Source organism: Undibacterium sp. Ji50W (assembly GCF_049340445.1).
Classification (GTDB): domain Bacteria; phylum Pseudomonadota; class Gammaproteobacteria; order Burkholderiales; family Burkholderiaceae_D; genus Undibacterium.
In genome coordinates this window covers 26,736-46,053 of the sequence record NZ_JBMPOX010000010.1, presented here as the reverse complement: position 1 = coordinate 46,053, position 19,318 = coordinate 26,736, and the positions used below count along the sequence as shown (strand labels likewise).

The window sequence follows — 19,318 nt, the reverse complement described above, 5'->3', positions numbered from 1 at the left end:
ACATTGCAAGCAGACAGGCACGCAATACATGGTCAATTTGTATGTCTTCGTTTTACATCCCACGAAATTGAATCCAGGTTAAATACAGGAAATTCTCACATTTTCGAACCTGGACCGTAAACGTGTCGTTTGCTGCTCGTCCAGATATATTCCATCCAACCAGATATTCTTCAACGAAGGAAATTTTTCCAGCTTTTGAATTAATTCAGCAGCATTGAAGGAGGGTATATCATCAAAATTACCAAGGGACAAATATTCCAGATGTGGCAAGCCGGTCAGCATGTCCAGATCATCAATGGTGATGTTTGTAGCCCATAAATCCAGCGCCTTCACTTGGACCATGCCGGACAGGTAGGCAAGACCTGCACCTGTGATCTTGGTAGCCCCAATATCCAATGTGTGTATTTGCGTGCTGACGCTGATAGCTTCGGCCATGGCATCATCGAATTCAGTAGACTCGATATCCAAGGAGGACAGAGAAGGATGCGCCAGTACTTTGGCAATAACGCGAGACGACAGCGTCGCTCCCTGTATTCCGACTTCTTCCAAAGATGCGCAATTGAGCACTTCTAAAACATCTTCTTCAGACAAATAGTGGTTCGCTCGAAAAATCTCCAGACTTGATGCATCTGCAAAATGTTCCAATCTCCCTGGTGACTTAATTGCCAATATGTCGAGTACACGCAAGCCGGGAATTCGTACTACATTGCGCATGGCACTACGGGTCACATCACACCAAAGCCATAGTTGTTCCACCGATTGTAAAGTAGGTAAAGGGCGGGTCAACTCAACTGTCAGCGTCGATGATTTCGTAATTTTAAGTTCGTGTATTGGTCCTTTGGCACGCAGGCCACGGATATCGGCAAGCGTGATCTTGCCGCTCAATTCAACGTCGATGTCGCTCTTGTTCAATCGTCTTTTCGCCTTCTAAAGTGACCCCATGTTAGTTCGTGACATGTTAGCACAACATAAAATTATTTCACGCCGCCACCACCGGCAACACCTTACGCAAGCGCAAAGTAATCATCAGCCCGACACTGAGCAGCCCACCCAACAACATGACTACACCTTGCCAGCCGTGTGATGCCCAAATGACGCCTGTGTATGAACCTATCAGGCTGGAACCCAGGTAATAAAAACACAGGTACAAGGCCGATGCGACTGCCTTATGGGCCTGGGCGCGACGGGCGACCCAGCTACTGGCGACGGAATGTGAGGCAAAGAAACCAAAAGTAAACAGGGCGACGCCAGGAACCATGATGAATAATGAATTGGATAAAGTCAGCAGCAAACCACTGATCATCACCAGCAAGACCAGCCACAGCACACTGCGGCGACCGATGCGGTCAACCAGACGGCCCACCCAGACTGAACTGCCCATTCCCAGCACATACATCAGGGCGATGGCACCGGCTGTACTTTGGCTAAAGCCAAATGGTGCACCCTGCAGGCGATAGCCGATATAGTTATACATACTGACAAAACAGCCGGTCAGCATGAAGGCCAGACAGAACAACATGCACAAGCCACTGTCTGACAGATGCATGCGCAAGCCCTTGTTGATGGTGCCCCAGACATCTTTTGCTGACTTGAAGTTACGTGCAAGCGGCAGGCTGCGCCAGAATTCCCACGCAGCATAGATGCCAGCCGCACCCATTGCCGCCATGGCCGTGCGCCATGAAAAATAATCGCTGAGTACCGCTGTCAACAAACGCCCTACCATCCCCCCCATGGCACTGCCGGCAATGTACAGACCAACGGCCAGGCCCATGGAGGTGGCTTCTATTTCTTCCCCCAGATAAGCCACCGCTACCGCGGGCATGCCACCCAGGGCGAAGCCCAACAAGCCGCGCAAGACCAGCAATTGCGAAAAATCTTCTGTCAACGCGCACAAGAGCGTGGCGATTGCAGCCAGGGCCAGCGCCGTCACCATCATGGGCTTGCGGCCTATGCGTTCACTGATGGCGCTGCTGATCAGCAAGGACAGGGCCAGCGACAATGTGGAGATGGACAAGACCCAACTGCTTTGGGCGGGTGTCAGGTGGAATTGCACAGCCAGCAAGGGCATCAGCGGTTGTATGCTGTACAACAAGGAAAAAGTGGAAAAGCCGCCAAACACCATGGCACGATTGATGCGACTGAATGCAGGGGTACCTGCAGCGATACGACTTACTTGCTTGATCTGGCTGATCTGCTGAGGATTATTGCTGCTTGCGACCGTCATGATGCTGTACCTGGACTATCAAAGAGTCGCCATCTTATATTTGCGCTTTTATAGTGTCCAATATATATTAAAGTACTTAGTAATACTTTTTTTAGATAACTAATTAGATAACTACTCAGATAACAATATGGAACTGCGCCATCTCAGGTATTTCATCGCTGTCGCGGAGGAGTTGCACTTTACCCGCGCAGCAGAACGCCTGCACATAGGCCAGCCACCATTAAGCCATGCCATACAGATGCTGGAAGCCGATGTCGGTGCGCAGTTGTTTGAACGCAGCAAACGCTGGGTGCGTCTGACAGAAGCCGGCAAGCTGTTTTTACAGGATGCGCGGCATATACTGGCCTTGTCCGAACAGGCCAGTGAAACGGCACGCCGTGCGCAACGCGGCGAAACCGGCGAGCTGCGCATAGGCTTTACCTTCTCCACCCCTTTCACACCCTTGTTTGCTGCCGTCATCAATAGCTACCGCGAACAGTATCCGGATGTGACGCTGACACTGCGTGAAATGGCGACGAATAAACAGCTGGAAGCGATTAGCCAGCATGGCCTGGATGTCGGCTTCATCCGCCCCCCCGAAGGCGGCGAACTGGCGCGCGGTGTTTCTTCACCACTGCGCTTCAAGGCCCTGCGTGAAGATCCGTTAGTGGTGGTACTACCTACAACCCATGCGCTGGCGAAAAAGAAAAAAATCCCGATGAAGGACCTCGCACAACTGCCCTTCATCATGTACCCACCCAGCGCCGGCACCGGCATTTACCCGCACATTTTGCGCCTGTGCCACGCGGCTGGTTTTGCCCCCAGGGTGACACAGGAAGCCAATGATGCATCCACCATCATCGGCCTGGTAGCAGCTGGTTGCGGCATATCCATACTGCCCGGCTCGTTTTACACCATCCACTTCGACGGTATCTGCTACCGGCCCGTCGCTGATGCCGGTGCCACCACATCACTACTGCTCGCGCAACGCAAGAATGAGATGTCTCCGCTGGTGACCGCGTTTGTCGGGTTGGCGGCGGAACTAGCCTGATGAATCGCATAGTTTTGCAGAAGCGACTCTGCGATTTTTGATGGATATCACATCACAATCTGCTGCCATTTTCAATCAAACAAATCCATCGTCGTCGGCACGATGATTGTTGGCTTTGTCGTCTTTTTTGGTTTGACGGCTTTCACCACTTTCTCTTTCGGCGCTACTTCGGTGTGCATGTACTCAGCCGGATAAGGGCGTAAAAATGCACGTGCGAATTCGGGGTCGCGGCAAGACAGCCATTCGTCAAAGTCTTCTGGTGGCACGATGACCAGCGAACGTTTTTCTTCACCTGGTTTGTGGAAGCGGCTCATCAGGGGGTGTTCGTCAGCATTGATGGTGATCTGGGTGAACGAATAACTGACGCTGCCGTCCGGCTCTGGCCATTCCTTGAACAAGCCGGCCACGGCAAAATCTGTCGTGTCTTTCAGCCCTATACGCCAGCGTTCGGCCACACCATTTTCGTAGTTGGGTTCAAAAAAGTGCTGCATGGGGACCAGGCATAATTTGCCGGTCTGCCATGAGGGTGCATAACTGCGTAATGCGCCCAGGGTTTCTGCACGTGCATTCATGGTGGAAAAACGTTTCACACCAGGCGCTATCTTTGACTTGGGTATCATACTGTACTGACCCAGCAATGCCTGGCGCTGCCCTCTGGCATCATGCAAGATGAAAGGTGCGTCATAATCTTGCCAGGTCTCGCCTTCCCAGTCTGCAAGCGGATTACTGCTCACGTCAAAGTAACCAAGCCCTGTTTTGGTGGAAGGGGTGAAATTGATGCACATACCAACAATCTTTCATGAGGTTTTGTCCAGGCTACCACGGGTATCCAGATAACAACATAACAGCACAGATGTCCTGTGAAGAAAAGCCTTATCTTATACCAGGGTGGAAGAATCTACCGCAGCAGCAGGTGCTGCCTTGACAAGTCTGCCATTCTTGCAAAGTATGCGCATCAAGACTTATATGCGATACTTATAGACACTATTCCCCTTGGGGATTGCCATTACCAGAAAGACGATTGATGATTTTTTACGACATGCCGCAAGATGCAGGTGCCCATGCATCACCACCTGCCATCATTGCCAAAGCCACAGAAAAAAAAGACGTTGCCAAGACCCTGACCATAGGGGGATTTATCGCGGCGGACGCCAAGCAAAAATTTGTTACCTGGGATGTGGCCAAAGTCGCCTGTGATGAATTGCGCTCTGCTGGCTGGTTTCGTGAACCTGCCTACAAAAAGAAAGCCCCCGTTTGCCAGGTAAAACTGGTGGAACAAAAACCTGAACACGGCAAGCTGGAGCAGCTTGCCAGCGGCAGTTATCAATATACGCCAGCCAAGGGTTTTTTCGGCGTAGACAAGGCGCAGTTCATCGTGGATGCTGAAGGAAAGAAAGTACGCCTGATGTGGTCTACTTCAGTGTTGGAGAGTGAGCCGAAGAAATAATCGGCTTCAAACATAGTGCCCTACACAGCGGGGAGATTGCAGGCCATCAAACATGTCCCTCCCCCACATCCACACTAATCCTGCCTATCGCCCCGGTGCTGACACATGTCCCACGTCATAGCACTGCACGTCTGCCGGCAAACCCACAGCCAGGGCAGCACTGGTATCTGACCATAATGTGAAGCACACCAGCGTCCATTCATCCGGATCAAAAGCCACCAGCACTGCCAACGCGCCATCTTGTTGACTGGCAGTTTTTACACTGGCAATTTCAACTTCCCGCAATGTACCCAGGGCACTATAAGGTGCAACGGGAATGACCTGGCGGGTCGCAAACCTGGCGCTGCGGACCTTGTCATCCACATGGCTATGCCATACAGCCCAGTGTTTGACTGCAGGCCAGCCAAAGGCTTGCGAGACCGCCGCAAAACCGTCACCGCAAAGAAAATTGCTCATGCCTTCACTGCCATCCCACAGATAAAACGGGGCGTATACATTGTGCATGGATGGCGTGCTCACGCCGTGTTTGCTGGCATGCAGATAGGCTTTAAAAACCAGGCCAGGGAAGTTGTCCAGCATATGGCCCTTGCTGGCGATACGCTGGCGCACGATATCCATATTGTAGTCAGCTGGCAAAACAAAGTTGTATTGCATGGCAATCATATGAAAGCTCCTTAAGCCCTGGATGCGAATGCGGGCACACCGTCATACATCAGGCCTCCGCCAAACGACCAATCCTCTGCCGCGCTGGTGCTGATGATGACCATGACATCTTGCGGCTGCAAGCCCGGTGACTGCGCCAGCAGGCTGACGAGGCGCTGGTAAAACGCCTGTCTGGTAGCGATGCTGCGCACGCGCGCGACGTTGATCTGGATCAGCACAAAATCAGCCGATCTGGGGCCACCCAGGTAATGACGGTCAAAGATCAATTCATTCGCGTCATGCTGATGAATGATTTGGAAGCGGTCCGTAGGCGGTACTTCAAAAGCGTCGACCAGGGCTTGATGCAAGCCATCAGACAGGGCTTGCAGATAAGCGGGCGATTTGCCCTTTAACAAAGACAGGCGGCTCATGGGCATGATTTATTCCTTCGTGGTGGATGAGGCAGGTTGCGCAGATTGCAGGGGCGACAACTGGCGCAGTGCAGTGACGGCAGACGCTGCACATGGCCAGCCAGCATAAAATGCAAGGTGAGTGATTACTTCCACCAATTCTGCATGGGTCACGCCATTGTCGATGGCGCGGCGCAGATGAAAGGGTAATTGCTCACTACGGTTCAGGGCGATCAATGTGGCGACAATGATCAGGCTACGTTCACGGCTGGGCAAGCCCGGTCTTTGCCACACATCGTCAAACAAGACCTGGTCAGTCAGTTCAGCCAGTTTGGGGGCGATGTCGCCCATTAATTCACGGGCGATGGTACTTGCTGCTCGCATGCTGTGGCTCCTGAAGCGTGATTGACAGCATCACGATACCGGACTATCTTCATCCATAAAATCAGATAATTTCAAACCAATAGTTCATAAAAACAGGATTATCATATGAGTAAGATCACCTTCGACCTGGATGTCATGCGCACTTTCGTGACAGGCATAGAGCTGGGCAGTTTTGCCAAGGCCGCAGACAGGCTGGGGCGATCGACTTCTGCCGTCAGCGCACAGCTCAAGAAATTGGAAGAGCAGGTTGGCACCCCCATCTTGCGCAAAGCCGGGCGCGGCATGCTACCCACTGCGGCCGGCGAAACCCTGCTGGCGTATGGACGCCGCCTGCTGGAATTGAATGACGAAGCCGCAGCAGCCGTGCGTGGCGTTGAGCTGGAAGGCTGGATCAGGCTGGGCATGCCCGAAGACTTTGGTGAGCGCATACTCACTGAGGTGCTGGGCCGCTTTGCCCGCGCCCATCCCAAAGTCAGGATAGAAGCCAAAATCGCCCGTAATACCACGTTGCTGGACCTCATTATCAGCGGCCAGCTGGACCTGGCCCTGACCTGGGATGGCGGCATCACCACTCCACATAGCGAGCACTTGCGCAGCTATCCCATGCACTGGATAGGCGCAGCAGACCCATATCTTCAAGCAAGCAATACGGCTGCAGAACCTTTGCCCCTGGTTGCCTTTGAAGCCCCCTGCCTGATGCGCAGTTGCGCTACCGCTGCACTGGATCGTGCCCACATCCCCTGGCGCCTGGCCTTCACCAGCCCCAGTCTCAGCGGCATCTGGGCCGCTGTCGCCGCCGGTTTGGGAATAACCGTACGCACAGAAATCGGCCTGCCAGCCAACTTGCGCATCATCGACAATCCGGCACTCCCGGAACTGCCAATGCTGGGCTTGAGCTTACATCGCATGGAAGCAGAGCCGGATATGGCTATCCAAAGATTGCGGGAGATTATTCTGGAGGCATTGCAGGCAGATGGCATGGGACTAAAACGTCTGGCGGCATGAATGCATTTCCATTCAACGCAGAAAACGGCAAGCTAACGAACCAAGGCCCTGTGCCCACCGCCTGTCATCTTTCATGCCACTGCCTGAGCAACAATTCACAGGCAACCAACTTTGACAAACTAACCTCACTGCGTCGATGTGACCTGCATGCCGGGGCCTGACTTCTGACGATTCCTGTTCCACCAGTTGGTCAGCCCCCACATCAACACCAGTACTACTATCCAGGCCACATAACAGATCAGCAAAGACGGTTCATAATCAGGAATAACCACGCCTTTGCTGCGAAAATCAATCTGCTGTCCGTAACGTGTCTGCATATATATCCAGCCCAGCACATGGATCAGGGCAATATGAACCAGATAAAAAAACATGGGCGACTTGCCAAACAACATCAGCGTTGGCCAGGGGCGTTGTACATAACGTTCCAGCAATCCCAGTGCGGCCAACCCTATACTTAGGGTAATGCATAGGTACAACAATGAAGGCGGATATTTATGCACCTTCACAAAGGACATCAGGTCAAACAAGAAGTTTTTCCCTTGCGCACTCCACGGGTCGGGGTCGCCATAAAAATTACCGCTGCGTAAAATGATGAAACTGAATAACAAGACTGCTGCCGCTGCAAACAAGAGATGCTGTCTGCGTCTTGCATCCCACAGCATGACGGGGCCAATCGCATAACCGCCTGCCATCAAGCCTATCCACGGCATGAGGGGGTAGGCAAAATAAATGCCGACATCCCCCACCAGAGGGTAATACCCGCCCTGATGCCAGGCCATGAAAAGTACGCCACTATCCTTGCCATGCAAGGCATCCAGCAGATTGTGCGGCAAGATCAGGGCCATAGCGCAAACGATCAAGGCCCAGCGTGGCAGCCAGATCAGGCCAGCCAATACCATCATGGCGACACCTATGGCCCATATCACTTGCAAAATGAAAGTCGTGAAACCGAATTGCCAACTAAAGCTGACCCAGGTCCATTCCAGCAATACCAGCAGGGCTCCACGGCTTAACAGATAGCGCGACATGTCTTTCTTGTCTCTGTGCTGGCTGCGTAAAAATGCCGACATACCGGCCAGCATGACAAAAATGGGGGCGCACAAATGTGTGATCCAGCGCGTCCAGTACAAACCCGGAGAACCGAGTTGCAAATCCAGCGGATCGAAAGCCGTCGGGGCAAAAAAATCGCGGGTATGGTCCAGCGCCATCAGCACAATCACCAGTCCGCGCAATAAATCGATAGCCTGCAGGCGCGATTGCTTGTTCATGAGATATTTTCCCGTTTTCAAGGAAGCATGGTTATGTCTTTTTGATGCACAGATTTTACCGATGTCCGCTGGAAAACCACAAAGGATTTCCCATTCTTTCATGCCAAATCGGGTCAGACTGTTCCTTTTATGCCTATCCTGGCCATGCCAGAAAATTGTCGACAAGAAAAAGCCCTCTATCTTGTCCAGACAGAGGGCTGATTCAATCCACTACGGAAATCAGTGCATGGCAAGCCAATCAGTCGCCATCCACATCTTTCGCGCGTCCGCTCAATACCTTGTGCAGACTTTGCTTTGCTTTCCTGCGTTCTGCGCGTTCGACACGGTAGCTGCCATGGGCACCGGCCTGGCGTTGCTTTGCCAATACAGCCAGGGGGTTCCTGGGTTTGGGTAATTTAATACGGATTTTCATCTTTTACCCTTTCACACAAACAACCTGGCGCAGCGTATGCACTACTTCTACCAGGTCATGCTGATGTGCCATCACCTGGTCGATATCTTTATACGCTGCCGGAATTTCATCCACCACACCACCATCCTTGCGACATTCTATACCAGCAGTTTGTGCTGCCAGATCGAAGCGGTTGAATTTGCGCTTGGCTTCAGTACGGCTCATCCTGCGCCCTGCCCCGTGTGAACATGAACAGAAAGATTCAGGATTACCCTTGCCTCTGACAATATAACTGCGCGCCCCCATGCTGCCAGGAATGATGCCCATTTCGCCTGCGCGGGCAGAAATCGCACCCTTGCGTGTAATGAACAGCTTTTCATTTGCATGGGTTTCCTGTGACACATAATTGTGATGGCAATTGATCGCCTCGCCATCCAGTTTGAAGCTGGTCACCTGCTGTGCCAACACATCCAGCGCACGCCGCATCATTTCGCTACGGTTGACGAGGGCATAGTCCTGCGCCCAGTCAACTGCTTCGACATAATCGTCAAACAGTTCAGAGCCTTCGCTGAAATAGGATAAATCCTTGTCCGGCAAATGAATCTGATGTCTTAGCATATCCTTCTTTGCTGCGGAAATGAAATAACGTCCTATGACATTTCCTATACCGCGTGAACCGGAATGCAGCATGATCCAGACGCGCTGCTCTTCATCAATACAGATTTCGATGAAATGGTTGCCACCACCCAGTGTGCCCAACTGACAGATCCAGGTTTGAGCAAACTTGTGCTGCATTTTCATGATGCCCTTGTGTCTGGCCACTATCCTGTCCAGCCTGTCATTCAAGGGCCTGCCAACACGGGCATGGGCCGAACCACGTACCTTGTTCCATTCATGCTGTTCAAACCCGACAGGAATGGAAGCTTCCAGCGCACTGCGCAGTTTGGCCAGATTGTCAGGCAACTGGCTGGCCGTCAACGTCGTGCGCACGGCATTCATGCCGCAACCGATATCCACACCGACGGCAGCAGGAATAATCGCCGACCGGGTTGGTATCACACTCCCCACCGTTGCGCCTATACCGGCATGCACGTCAGGCATGGCAGCCACATGGGGGTGAACAATGGGCAGGTTGGCGATATTCAGCAACTGCTGCAAGGCAGTGTGATCAATATCGTCTGTAAAAATATGCACAGGGACACGTCCCTTATGCAAACTCTTTGCTATAGGCATACATATTCTTTCTATGATGCCGGTGTTTTTCTTTGCTATATCATGCTATATCAAGCAATATTTTCTGATACCCATATGCTTTTCTTTGGGATGAGCAAAGCCCGCCCCGCCATGGAATCATTCCATGACAGTGCTGCTTGCTCAAACCACCATACAGGTCCGGAAATTGAAAAACCCCGACGAGTTTCCTCACCGGGGTTTTCGAAAAAAACGACCGGCTCGGGTAGGCTGTGCCTTAACCCCGAGCGTCGCGCACAGGGCTAAGAATCTTGATTGTTGTTAGCCGTATTCCGTGGCATGGTCGTTCCTTTCTTTGAATTGGGGTTGATAAAAAATCGAATTGCAAAACTGCTGCATCTCGAAGAACTTCTATTCTGCATGAAAAGAAATCGCTATGTCAATCAATTTAATGCAGCTTACGATTCCGTCCACATAGAACACATCATTTTTTCAGAGCACGTTCTCAACTGGCGAATGCATACAGCACAGGAAAGCGCGTTCCTCGACCGAGAATTCAGTAAGCACAGCTAAAAACTTGCTGATTACCTCGGCATTAGTCTTTGCATGGTCGGACACCTGACTCGTAGTAAAACTGCCGCCACCGGCCAAGGCAAACAACAACATGATCTGATCTGCTAAATGTTCGCCCACTGCTGCACCAGACGCAACGTACTCACGCAATTCCTGTACTGTTCTTTTGGCGACATTTTCTGCCTTGACTGCTTTTTCTCCGAAGCCACAAAACACCTCGGTGACATGCTGATGTTCGAGCGTAATCAGCAACACATTGCCTGGCCCCTGATCATTGCTCAGACCTCGGATCAACAACTGATCTTGCGACCAACCCATGTCGCTGCCCACGCATTGCAGTTCGCGCTTGGCTACGTCTGCCGGCACGCCAGCAATAAAACTTTCGGCATAGCCTTTAAGTCTTTCGCCACGCTCCAGCATATCCAGTTTTTTCAACCGCTTGCAAGGCGAGATTCTGGCGATGATTTCACCGCCCCCTGCCGGGAAAAAGCCATAACGCTTCAGTTCAAAACTGACTTCAGCGCCCATCTGTTGCAGCACACGGCCATAGGCTTTTTGCAAAAACTGTGCGGGCGGTGCCATGTCGTTGTGGGTACCACCTGTGATACGGATAGTGCTTGGCGCATCCGCATACAGCAAGGCTGGCACCAGGGTCTGCAACACCAGGGTACAACTGCCGGCACTGCCTATGGCAAACTGATAATCACCGCCACGTATTGTCGATGGAATAAATTCCAGCATCGTCGAACCCAGTTGCGTACCCGTCACCTGGGCGCCACTGATGCCAGCCGCTGCCTGCACGGCCACCAGATGCTGACGCAACAGGCCGGGCTTGGCACGCCCGGCACGGATATTCACGATGCGGAACGGCTGACCGGTAATCATAGACAGGCTGAGGGAAGTACGCAAAATCTGGCCACCACCTTCACCCAAAGAGCCATCCAGCTCTATCATTTTTTTGTTCATTATTTTTATTTTCAAATCAAAATCAAGACCTCTCAACACAGAGGCACAGAGGAAGGAAAGGCTGCTTGCAAGCAGCCTCCGTTACGCAGGCGTGCGGCATGCCGCACAAATTCCCTGCTACACCACAGAGAAAAACATGAGAAGATTCAGTTTTCTCCAATTGGAGTGAATTTTCATTCCAAAGGTTTTCTCTTTTTCTTCTCTGTGTCTCTGTGCCTCTGTGGTTAATGGTCTTACGTAAATCAACCCTTAACGCACACAACCTGCTTCAATGTATGCACTATTTCCACCAGTGCGCTTTGGGCATGCATCACGGCGTCGATGTCTTTATATGCCATAGGAATTTCATCAATCACATCGGCATCTTTACGGCATTCCACACCTTCGGTTGCGGCGATCTGATCGGCGACGGTATACAGTCTTTTGGCTGCGGTACGGCTCATGGTACGACCTGCACCGTGGCTACAGCTGTTAAAACTTTCTTCATTCCCTTTACCGCGCACGATGAAACTTTTTGCTCCCATGGAACCTGGGATAATTCCCAATTCGCCAGCACGCGCAGACACTGCACCTTTACGGGTTACCAGCACATCTTTACCAAAGTGATGCTCTTTCTGTACATAGTTATGGTGACAATTCACCGCTTCCACATGGGTTTCAAACGGTTTGCTGATCACCGTACGCACAGCGGCAATCAAGTTTTGCATCATCACTTCACGATTCAAGCGCGCAAATTTTTGCGCCCACCCTACGGCTTCGATGTAATCATTGTAATGCTGGGTACCTTCCGGCAAATAAGCCAGGTCCTGATCTGGCAGGTTGATGAAATGGGTACGCATATCCTGCTTGGCCATTTCAATGAAATGGCTACCGATCGCATTACCTACACCACGTGAACCGGAATGCAGCATGAACCATACGGCATTCGCTTCATCCAGGCAAACCTCAACGAAGTGGTTACCGCTACCCAAAGTTCCCAGGTGACGGTAGTTGTTGGTGTTTTTCAAACGCGGGGTTTTCAAACAGATTTCATCGAAACCCTCTTTCAACTGTGCCCAGGCGGTATCCACTGCGCTTGGCGGGCTTTCCCATGCACCTTTATCACGGCCTTTGAAGCTACGGGTCTTGGGCGACATACCATGCGGTATGGCTTTTTCTATTGCAGTACGCAAAGGGCCCAGGTTATCTGGCAAATCATTGGCATGCAAAGTGGTTTTGGCAGCCATCATCCCGCAACCGATATCCACACCGACAGCAGCAGGGATCACGGCACCCAGGGTAGGTATCACGCTACCGATGGTAGAACCTTTACCCAAATGCACATCCGGCATCACGGCAATATGTTTGTAGATGAAAGGCATACGCGCGGTATTCGCCAATTGCTTTTTGGCTTCATCCTCAACCGGAACCCCTTTGGTCCACATTTTGATAGGACGACCATTTTCGTATTGCATTACATCATAATCTTCGTGTTTCATATTTTCTCTTTTTATTCTCAATTTCTTGGGCGGCGACAAGGGATGATGAAACGTCTGTGGTCACCCACAAGCGCTCTACCACTGAGCTACACGGCATCAATGACACCGTGATGGGGATCGAACCCATGACCTCTTCGTTCTTAGCGATGTAGTTTCATCAGCATTCGCCTAAACTTTTACTCACTACAAAAACTATTCCATTTTCAATGACTTGCGGCGACAAGGAGTCGTGAAACGGACGGCCTGGAGACTCTTGCAAGAGTCAGTACCCAGGCTACACCAGACCAGTCATGCATCTGTTCACCACCTTAGGACCGTTGAATGTTCACCAGCATTCGCCTGAAAACTTCAATATTTGTACTTTGCTGCCAGGCCACTCAAATGAATTTCCCTGGCTAACTTCTTTCTTTGTTGCTCTTTCTTCCTGCAAGGACGGCACCGCACAGCTAAACTATTAATATCGCCCTGCATGATTTCATACCACCACTTCTGCTGCTTGCCCGTCCATATCTGGGCACATCCACAGTCACGACAATTAAAGGCATGGTCCACATAAAACAAGGGGAGCAAACTGTAAGTATTATTGTGTCTTAATATTTCACGATCAGCCATAACCGCTCCGGCAGGTGCGGGCATTGCATAGATATCAAAACTTTTTTTCACAGGCATGCGGGCACGCCGCTTTTCCATGATTTCTGTTCGCTTTTGTTTTCCGCTTTTCATCACATCAGCACTGTTAAATAAAACCCCGACAAGTATTACCAGGACCTTCTGACCCATCCTTGCGGTGTGGACCAGATTGGAGTCGAACCAATGTATACCGATGTAATCCTGATTGCATTCGGGTAAAACCTTATTGAACAAGTGTAAGACAAGAGTTTGAAGTGACCGCTGCATTTTCGAAATGTAGTCACGTCTGCATTCTTACATTGTTCAAAACCTTTACAACTAAATATAGCTAAAATTCCTTTGAACCACCCTCTGACAATAATTGCTGTGAACATAGCAAATGTAGTCACATGAGCATTCAGATGGTATTCAAGAAAACGACACACTGATATTTATTGAATACAGCATGGCAAGGGTAAAGCGTGATTGTCATCCTATATGTAATCACGCCAGCATTCATGCCGTATTCAAAACCTGTACTGCGACATTTGACTACCGTGTTGAGAAGCACTGTACGACAAGGTCCGCCTGCGATTGATTTGGATGTAATCGCCTGCGCATTCGTACAATACTTCAAACTCAACGCCATTTTCAAATGGTCCTTGAAGCCCAGCATGACAAGAATTAAAAGTGATTTTACAGTTTCGAGATGTAATCACATTTGCATTCACGGCGGGTTCAAAAACGTTTACTACCAGGCCTGGCAAAGTCTCAACTACACAGACCTCGCCAGAGGTTCTCTAAATATCAATTGCCTTTACTTCACCTACCCAATGCTCTGCACTCAACTGACCGGCCGCAAACGCAGCGATGATCTTGAAAACGGCATCAGAAAAACCACCGACATTCAATACATCATCTCTTTCGGCTGCCTGGCTAGTGCCATACGGCGCAATGTCTATACAAACCAGTTTCGCTTGTGGATTACGTTTTTTAAACGCATTCCATTCAATCATGGTTGCTGTTGAACGGCTGCGGCCTGCATCCATCCAAGATTCATTGTCAGACACAAAGATCACTAGATCGGCCTTGGCGTTTTCTTTGTTCAACTTCACCAGTGGCGCACTGCAGTTGGTTCCACCACCACCTATCGCTGCCAGTTTTTGCGCATTCGTCATCACGCTGTCACGTGGATTCAAATCGCATTTCACGACCTGGTTTTCAAATGGCAGCACCAGTGTAGACGGGTTCTTGCGCAACATGGCTGCCGCAACCAGGGCTGCCAGGTCTATGCAACGGACGGCTGTCGTTGCAGAACCACGCTGACCGCTGACTGGTGAAGACATGGAACCAGACACGTCAGCACACACCACAATCTGACCAAGTATTTCTGGCACATTGCTCAAGGCGATTTCCATCGCATCCTGCAAGGCATTCTTGATTGGCAATGGCACGCCTTCATTGGCTGCCTTGTATGCCGCCATCAACTGGTAAGGAAACACCTTGGCTTTGGCAATAGCTTCTGCATTACGCAATTTGTCGGCAATCAAGTCAACCATGCCCGGCAATTCATAGACGCCATGACGGCCAAAGGTATTCAAGTTCATACGCAACATCTGCCAGCCGGCCTGGCGGGCAATTTGCGCCCAGTCTTCTGTCGTCAATTCCATCGCTGTCAGCATCTGGAAAGGCACGTCCGGCAAAGCCAGGCTACGGTCTTTCTTGTATGCTTCAAACGCTGCCACGACGGGTGGCAAGGCTTCGGCCTTGTATGGCTTGCCTATCAACCAGGCAAAGAAAGCTTCACGCCATGCTTCGACTGGTTTTGGGTGCACCATCTTTACCACGTCGGCCAGGGATGGTGCTGTACCTACGGCTGCCGCCAGCAATTCTTTTTCACTTGCGGTGTTCAACCAGGTTTGTACCAATTTCTTTGGACGTGAACCTAAAGACTTACGACCGATAGCACCTGAACGCAAGATTTGCACAAAGTTACGCAGCATCTTGCCGTTGTTCATCACCCTTTTAAAGGTGCGCGGCAATTCGACTGCGTTGCGCATGGTCAACGCTGCGACCAGCAAAGCCGGCATGTCTTTCATGTAGCCACGTTCACGGCAGTAAATAGCCGTCTGTGCGACAAACAGCGGTGACACTTCTTTTGTCAAATCCAATACCGTTGCCAGTTGCGCTTCTGCACTGGCATAGTAAGTCGCGTTCAAGCAACCTGTTGCTGCATATTGCGCCAGCTTGTGTTCAGGCGTGAACCTGTAGGCAGGCACACCTGAAAAATTTGTTGTGTCAGTCACTGGCAAAAATGTGTTTGCGAATGATGTTTTTAAAGTTTGGAACAATTGTGTATTAACCATTTCATTTCCTCTATTTTCAGGACTTACACAAAACCGCCCCAACTGCGTTGCAGCTCCTAGCCGTACTCTCGTACTGTCTTCGTCGCAGCGCCTTGCTGGGACAATTTTGTGTAAGTCCTGTAACTATCTCTTGGTGGACACGACGGGATTCGAACCCGCAAAACGTGGCAACCAGAGCATTACTTCCGGCTGCTGTGACGATTGGAAACGCACGCCAGTTGACACCCTTACGGGGAGCGGCAACCTGCATCTGCAACCTTGCTCATCACAACACTTGGAACCGTTTACGATCTTACTGCGCGGGCGTGATCGGGGCTCATGCGCTGCTCAAAATGCTCATGTACTTAGAGTACATTCCGCTTTTTGCGCTGCTCTTCACTCCCGCTGACGCTCGCTCGCTACAGATCGTAATCAGGTTCTTAGACCACATCTGGTTTTATCCAGACCACCCAGTCATCATCGTTTTCGGTGGTGGCACTCCCTTCATGCCTGCATGCCCTTCCACTACGGTATTGCAATGGCCGTGCCAGCTTTCCGAAATCCCCATGAAATTTTAATAAGTAATTGATTTATATAAGTATTTTTAATCATCATCCACTTTCATTCTTTTCACTCTTTATCCATAAATAAACTATAATTATCTTTATAGATAAATATTTATCCAAATATGAAACCAAAAAACAAGGTAGTGATAGGATTTATTGGCACTCAGCTAGACAACGGCAAAGGCAGTGGCCGCTGGGAGAAGTGGCGACCTACGGTAGCGCTGACGCAGCGCGACGATATTGCCATTGACCGCATAGAATTGCTGCACAGTGGCCAGCATGATGCATTGATAGGGCAATTGAGAAACGATATTGCTGCCACCTCGCCGACCACGACATTACGCACGCATCAGTTGGCGATACAAGATCCCTGGGATTTTGAAGAGGTGTATGCCAGCCTGTTTGATTTTGCCAGGTCATATCGCTTCGATACCGATACTGAGGAATACTGGATACATATCACCACCGGCACGCACGTGGCACAAATCTGCCTGTTCCTGATGACAGAGGCTAACTATTTGCCCGGCAAGCTATTGCAGACCTCGCCGCCACGTCGACAGATCAAGGGCAATACCGGTGAAATAGCCCTGATTGATCTGGACCTGTCACGCTATAACCAGATTGCCCAGCGCTTTACCCGCGAAAAAGAAGAAGGCGTGGCATTTTTAAAGTCTGGCATTGCTACCCGCAATGCGCGCTTCAATACCATGATTGATGAGATTGAACGGGTTGCCATCAAATCCCGTGCACCTATCTTGCTGATGGGCCCAACCGGTGCCGGTAAATCATTCCTGGCGAAGCGGGTGTTTGAATTAAAAAAAGCCAGGCACAAGCTGGAAGGGAAATTTGTCGAAGTCAATTGCGCCACGCTGCGCGGTGACGGTGCCGGCTCCACCCTGTTTGGTCATATCAAGGGTGCATTTACCGGTGCCATGTCAGATCGCCCCGGCTTGCTGAGAGCGGCGCACAAGGGCTTGTTATTCCTGGATGAAATCGGTGAACTGGGCCTGGATGAACAAGCGATGCTGCTAAAAGCCGTGGAAGAAAAACGGTTCTTGCCGGTAGGGGGCGACCATGAAGTACAAAGCGATTTCCAGTTGGTGGCGGGCACCAACCGCGAGCTTGGCAAGGAAGTCGCTGCCGGTCGCTTCCGCGAAGACCTGTTTGCCCGTATCAACTTATGGACCTATGAATTGCCGGGCCTGAGTGAACGGGCCGAAGATATTGCGCCGAACATGGATTACCAGTTGGCGCAGTTCAGTAACGAGCATGGACAAATGGTGCGCTTCAATAAAGAGGCCCGGGATCGCTACATGGCCTTTGCCACCTCCGCGCAAGCTATATGGACAGGTAATTTCCGCGACCTGTCGGCATCCGTCACCCGCATGGCAACCCTGGCCGATGCGGGTCGTATCAATGACCATATAGTAGAAGATGAAATCAAGCGCCTGCAACGCCTGTGGTCGCATGCCGGGAATAAGGATGGTATTGCATCAGAAATTGACTTGCACACCTACCTCGATACGCAACAAATTTCCGCACTGGATTTATTCGATACCGTGCAGCTCAAGGCGGTACTGGGCATCTGCCTGCACAGTAAATCGCTGTCAGAAGCAGGCCGGAAACTGTTTGCCGCCTCACGCAGCACAAAAGCCAACCCGAATGATGCCGACAGGCTGAAAAAATACCTGCATAAATTCGGTTTAAGCTGGGCAACACTGAATCAGCCGACATAGGCATCCGTGCTAATTATGCCGGTCAATGATGACGTATTCGTTATCCGTGGAACAGAAAAACACAAACCCTCTGCGGGTCAGCATTTTCATCATCTTGGAATCCGGCTTGCAAGCAGCAAACAAGCGGCGATTTTTAAAATGCATACAGAAAAAGTCTGTCATGGCCGAGCCTATACCCAGCCCCAGATAATCATCTTTCACTACCATGGCATGCAATTCGCGCTCCGACCCATTCATGCTGTCCAGACCATACAGCATGAAAAAGCCGGCAACCCGACCGTTGATAATGGATACCCAAAATTCGACGGACACTTTTTGCTTCCCGCCTATCCAGACATCCCGTATCGTCTGTCCCTCAACAATGCCCTGTCTGAATGCCTTGGCAAGCGTCTTTTGCAGCACCGTATTGGACAACTCTTCCGACAAGCCGCCACTCCTGGCACCGCAGACGGCAACCTCGACGATTTCGTCAGCATCCTCTGGCAGAGCGCGCCTGATGCTAGCCTTGATACGTTTTTGCCGACGCAGATGACGCAGATGGGTTTCAAGGAAATCCGCATACCTGGACTGGCGCTGACTGATTCTCTGGATGACTATTACCAGTACAGCGATGGCAGCAAACAGCACAAAACTCTGCGCGATATCAAAGATTATCAAGCTATAACTGCCTGCCGGGAAAGTCTGGCTGAACACTTGCACCCGGGCCAGGCTGCACAAGCTGACAAAGAAGATGGTCCACCGCCGCGACAACAGGCTGGCACTCATCGCCACCGGGAAAACATAGAACGGCGCAAAAAAAGTCAGTTGCCCGGTGTATTCGTCCAGCCAATAAATCAGGCTGACCACCAGTAACAGGCACAGCACTAGCCAGCGTTTATCCAGTGTGATAACTCTGTTTTTTACAACCGTAAGGAAAAGCTGAGGTGACATGACACTTCTAAAAGAGGGGTAAGATTTGTCGCAAGAATGAATCCACACAGGCATACACGGCTTGCAAGACAATCAATGGCAAATATGCCACATTTCCCTAAAAAAAGACGTTTCAAATTGTTA

General features: G+C 50.8%; 18 protein-coding genes. 4 read left to right on the top strand and 14 right to left on the bottom strand.

The features are described from left to right. Positions 1 to 78 precede the first annotated feature (78 nt). Together ACO0K9_RS15465 and ACO0K9_RS15460 are read right to left on the bottom strand one after the other, a co-directional pair. Positions 79 to 912 (bottom strand): hypothetical protein, encoded by an 834-nt coding sequence (locus ACO0K9_RS15465; RefSeq protein WP_422986429.1) that lies wholly within the window; start codon positions 910 to 912, stop codon positions 79 to 81. Positions 913 to 979: 67 nt separating this feature from the next. After that, complete coding sequence (locus ACO0K9_RS15460; RefSeq protein WP_422986427.1) at positions 980 to 2,224, bottom strand: MFS transporter; 1,245 nt, start codon at positions 2,222 to 2,224, stop codon at positions 980 to 982. A gap of 127 nt (positions 2,225 to 2,351) precedes the next feature. Between ACO0K9_RS15460 and ACO0K9_RS15455 the strand changes: the two genes are divergently transcribed. Further along, positions 2,352 to 3,254, top strand: coding sequence for a LysR substrate-binding domain-containing protein (locus ACO0K9_RS15455; protein WP_422986425.1), 903 nt, complete (start codon positions 2,352 to 2,354; stop codon positions 3,252 to 3,254). Positions 3,255 to 3,325: 71 nt separating this feature from the next. On the opposite strand, the gene ACO0K9_RS15450 is transcribed toward ACO0K9_RS15455, so the two are convergent. After that, entirely contained in the window at positions 3,326 to 4,039 is a 714-nt protein-coding gene (locus ACO0K9_RS15450; RefSeq protein WP_422986423.1) for an SOS response-associated peptidase, read from the bottom strand. Between the two features lie 239 nt (positions 4,040 to 4,278). On the opposite strand from ACO0K9_RS15450, the gene ACO0K9_RS15445 reads away from it, so the two are divergent. Next, positions 4,279 to 4,701, top strand: a complete 423-nt coding sequence (locus ACO0K9_RS15445; protein ID WP_422986421.1) for an Ig-like domain-containing protein — start codon at positions 4,279 to 4,281, stop codon at positions 4,699 to 4,701. An 84-nt stretch (positions 4,702 to 4,785) separates the two neighbouring features. Here the strand turns inward: ACO0K9_RS15445 and ACO0K9_RS15440 are convergent, their stop codons facing one another. The 3 genes from ACO0K9_RS15440 to ACO0K9_RS15430 are packed head-to-tail and all read right to left on the bottom strand — an operon-like array spanning position 4,786 to position 6,137. Then, positions 4,786 to 5,364: a DUF4865 family protein gene (locus ACO0K9_RS15440; protein WP_422986419.1), complete on the bottom strand. Its 579-nt coding sequence runs from the start codon at positions 5,362 to 5,364 to the stop codon at positions 4,786 to 4,788. Between the two features lie 11 nt (positions 5,365 to 5,375). After that, positions 5,376 to 5,780, bottom strand: a complete 405-nt coding sequence (locus ACO0K9_RS15435) for a tautomerase family protein (RefSeq protein WP_422986417.1) — start codon at positions 5,778 to 5,780, stop codon at positions 5,376 to 5,378. Between the two features lie 3 nt (positions 5,781 to 5,783). After that, on the bottom strand, positions 5,784 to 6,137 hold the full coding sequence (locus ACO0K9_RS15430; RefSeq protein ID WP_422986415.1) for a carboxymuconolactone decarboxylase family protein: 354 nt from the start codon (positions 6,135 to 6,137) through the stop codon (positions 5,784 to 5,786). A gap of 105 nt (positions 6,138 to 6,242) precedes the next feature. Here ACO0K9_RS15430 and ACO0K9_RS15425 point away from each other — a divergent pair, with 105 nt between their 5' ends. Then, the gene (locus ACO0K9_RS15425; RefSeq protein WP_422986413.1) at positions 6,243 to 7,142 is read left to right on the top strand and encodes a LysR substrate-binding domain-containing protein; all 900 of its coding nucleotides are present in this window, start codon (positions 6,243 to 6,245) and stop codon (positions 7,140 to 7,142) included. A gap of 125 nt (positions 7,143 to 7,267) precedes the next feature. Here ACO0K9_RS15425 and ACO0K9_RS15420 read toward each other — a convergent pair whose 3' ends face one another. From ACO0K9_RS15420 to ACO0K9_RS15390, 7 genes are all read right to left on the bottom strand, one after another. Continuing rightward, a complete protein-coding gene (locus ACO0K9_RS15420) occupies positions 7,268 to 8,410 on the bottom strand; it encodes a DUF1624 domain-containing protein (RefSeq protein WP_422986411.1) in 1,143 nt (380 codons plus the stop codon). A 238-nt stretch (positions 8,411 to 8,648) separates the two neighbouring features. Continuing rightward, positions 8,649 to 8,822, bottom strand: coding sequence for a hypothetical protein (locus ACO0K9_RS15415; RefSeq protein ID WP_422986409.1), 174 nt, complete (start codon positions 8,820 to 8,822; stop codon positions 8,649 to 8,651). A gap of 3 nt (positions 8,823 to 8,825) precedes the next feature. After that, on the bottom strand, positions 8,826 to 10,034 hold the full coding sequence (locus tag ACO0K9_RS15410) for an RtcB family protein (RefSeq protein WP_422986407.1): 1,209 nt from the start codon (positions 10,032 to 10,034) through the stop codon (positions 8,826 to 8,828). A gap of 450 nt (positions 10,035 to 10,484) precedes the next feature. Beyond that, on the bottom strand, positions 10,485 to 11,531 hold the full coding sequence (gene rtcA, locus ACO0K9_RS15405; protein ID WP_422986405.1) for an RNA 3'-terminal phosphate cyclase: 1,047 nt from the start codon (positions 11,529 to 11,531) through the stop codon (positions 10,485 to 10,487). Between the two features lie 242 nt (positions 11,532 to 11,773). After that, positions 11,774 to 13,009 (bottom strand): RtcB family protein, encoded by a 1,236-nt coding sequence (locus ACO0K9_RS15400; protein WP_422986404.1) that lies wholly within the window; start codon positions 13,007 to 13,009, stop codon positions 11,774 to 11,776. A gap of 348 nt (positions 13,010 to 13,357) precedes the next feature. Beyond that, positions 13,358 to 13,789, bottom strand: coding sequence for a zinc-ribbon domain containing protein (locus tag ACO0K9_RS15395; RefSeq protein ID WP_422986402.1), 432 nt, complete (start codon positions 13,787 to 13,789; stop codon positions 13,358 to 13,360). A 629-nt stretch (positions 13,790 to 14,418) separates the two neighbouring features. After that, positions 14,419 to 15,924, bottom strand: a complete 1,506-nt coding sequence (locus tag ACO0K9_RS15390) for a vWA domain-containing protein (RefSeq protein ID WP_422986400.1) — start codon at positions 15,922 to 15,924, stop codon at positions 14,419 to 14,421. Positions 15,925 to 16,651: 727 nt separating this feature from the next. Between ACO0K9_RS15390 and rtcR the strand changes: the two genes are divergently transcribed. Then, positions 16,652 to 18,265, top strand: coding sequence for an RNA repair transcriptional activator RtcR (gene rtcR, locus ACO0K9_RS15385; protein WP_422986398.1), 1,614 nt, complete (start codon positions 16,652 to 16,654; stop codon positions 18,263 to 18,265). A gap of 9 nt (positions 18,266 to 18,274) precedes the next feature. Here rtcR and ACO0K9_RS15380 read toward each other — a convergent pair whose 3' ends face one another. Then, entirely contained in the window at positions 18,275 to 19,195 is a 921-nt protein-coding gene (locus ACO0K9_RS15380; RefSeq protein ID WP_422986396.1) for a GNAT family N-acetyltransferase, read from the bottom strand. Positions 19,196 to 19,318 lie beyond the last annotated feature (123 nt).

Excerpts from the sequence above, each read along its gene's own strand:
- rtcR (WP_422986398.1), top strand. The coding sequence starts at position 16,652 with ATGAAACCAAAAAACAAGGTAGTGATAGGATTTATTGGCACTCAGCTA.
- ACO0K9_RS15415 (WP_422986409.1), bottom strand. The coding sequence starts at position 8,822 with ATGAAAATCCGTATTAAATTACCCAAACCCAGGAACCCCCTGGCTGTA.
- ACO0K9_RS15430 (WP_422986415.1), bottom strand. The coding sequence starts at position 6,137 with ATGCGAGCAGCAAGTACCATCGCCCGTGAATTAATGGGCGACATCGCC.
- ACO0K9_RS15435 (WP_422986417.1), bottom strand. The coding sequence starts at position 5,780 with ATGCCCATGAGCCGCCTGTCTTTGTTAAAGGGCAAATCGCCCGCTTAT.
- ACO0K9_RS15455 (WP_422986425.1), top strand. The coding sequence starts at position 2,352 with ATGGAACTGCGCCATCTCAGGTATTTCATCGCTGTCGCGGAGGAGTTG.
- rtcA (WP_422986405.1), bottom strand. The coding sequence starts at position 11,531 with ATGAACAAAAAAATGATAGAGCTGGATGGCTCTTTGGGTGAAGGTGGT.
- ACO0K9_RS15400 (WP_422986404.1), bottom strand. The coding sequence starts at position 13,009 with ATGAAACACGAAGATTATGATGTAATGCAATACGAAAATGGTCGTCCT.
- ACO0K9_RS15460 (WP_422986427.1), bottom strand. The coding sequence starts at position 2,224 with ATGACGGTCGCAAGCAGCAATAATCCTCAGCAGATCAGCCAGATCAAG.
- ACO0K9_RS15380 (WP_422986396.1), bottom strand. The coding sequence starts at position 19,195 with ATGTCACCTCAGCTTTTCCTTACGGTTGTAAAAAACAGAGTTATCACA.
- ACO0K9_RS15450 (WP_422986423.1), bottom strand. The coding sequence starts at position 4,039 with ATGTGCATCAATTTCACCCCTTCCACCAAAACAGGGCTTGGTTACTTT.
- ACO0K9_RS15395 (WP_422986402.1), bottom strand. The coding sequence starts at position 13,789 with ATGGGTCAGAAGGTCCTGGTAATACTTGTCGGGGTTTTATTTAACAGT.
- ACO0K9_RS15420 (WP_422986411.1), bottom strand. The coding sequence starts at position 8,410 with ATGAACAAGCAATCGCGCCTGCAGGCTATCGATTTATTGCGCGGACTG.
- ACO0K9_RS15445 (WP_422986421.1), top strand. The coding sequence starts at position 4,279 with ATGATTTTTTACGACATGCCGCAAGATGCAGGTGCCCATGCATCACCA.
- ACO0K9_RS15440 (WP_422986419.1), bottom strand. The coding sequence starts at position 5,364 with ATGATTGCCATGCAATACAACTTTGTTTTGCCAGCTGACTACAATATG.
- ACO0K9_RS15425 (WP_422986413.1), top strand. The coding sequence starts at position 6,243 with ATGAGTAAGATCACCTTCGACCTGGATGTCATGCGCACTTTCGTGACA.
- ACO0K9_RS15410 (WP_422986407.1), bottom strand. The coding sequence starts at position 10,034 with ATGCCTATAGCAAAGAGTTTGCATAAGGGACGTGTCCCTGTGCATATT.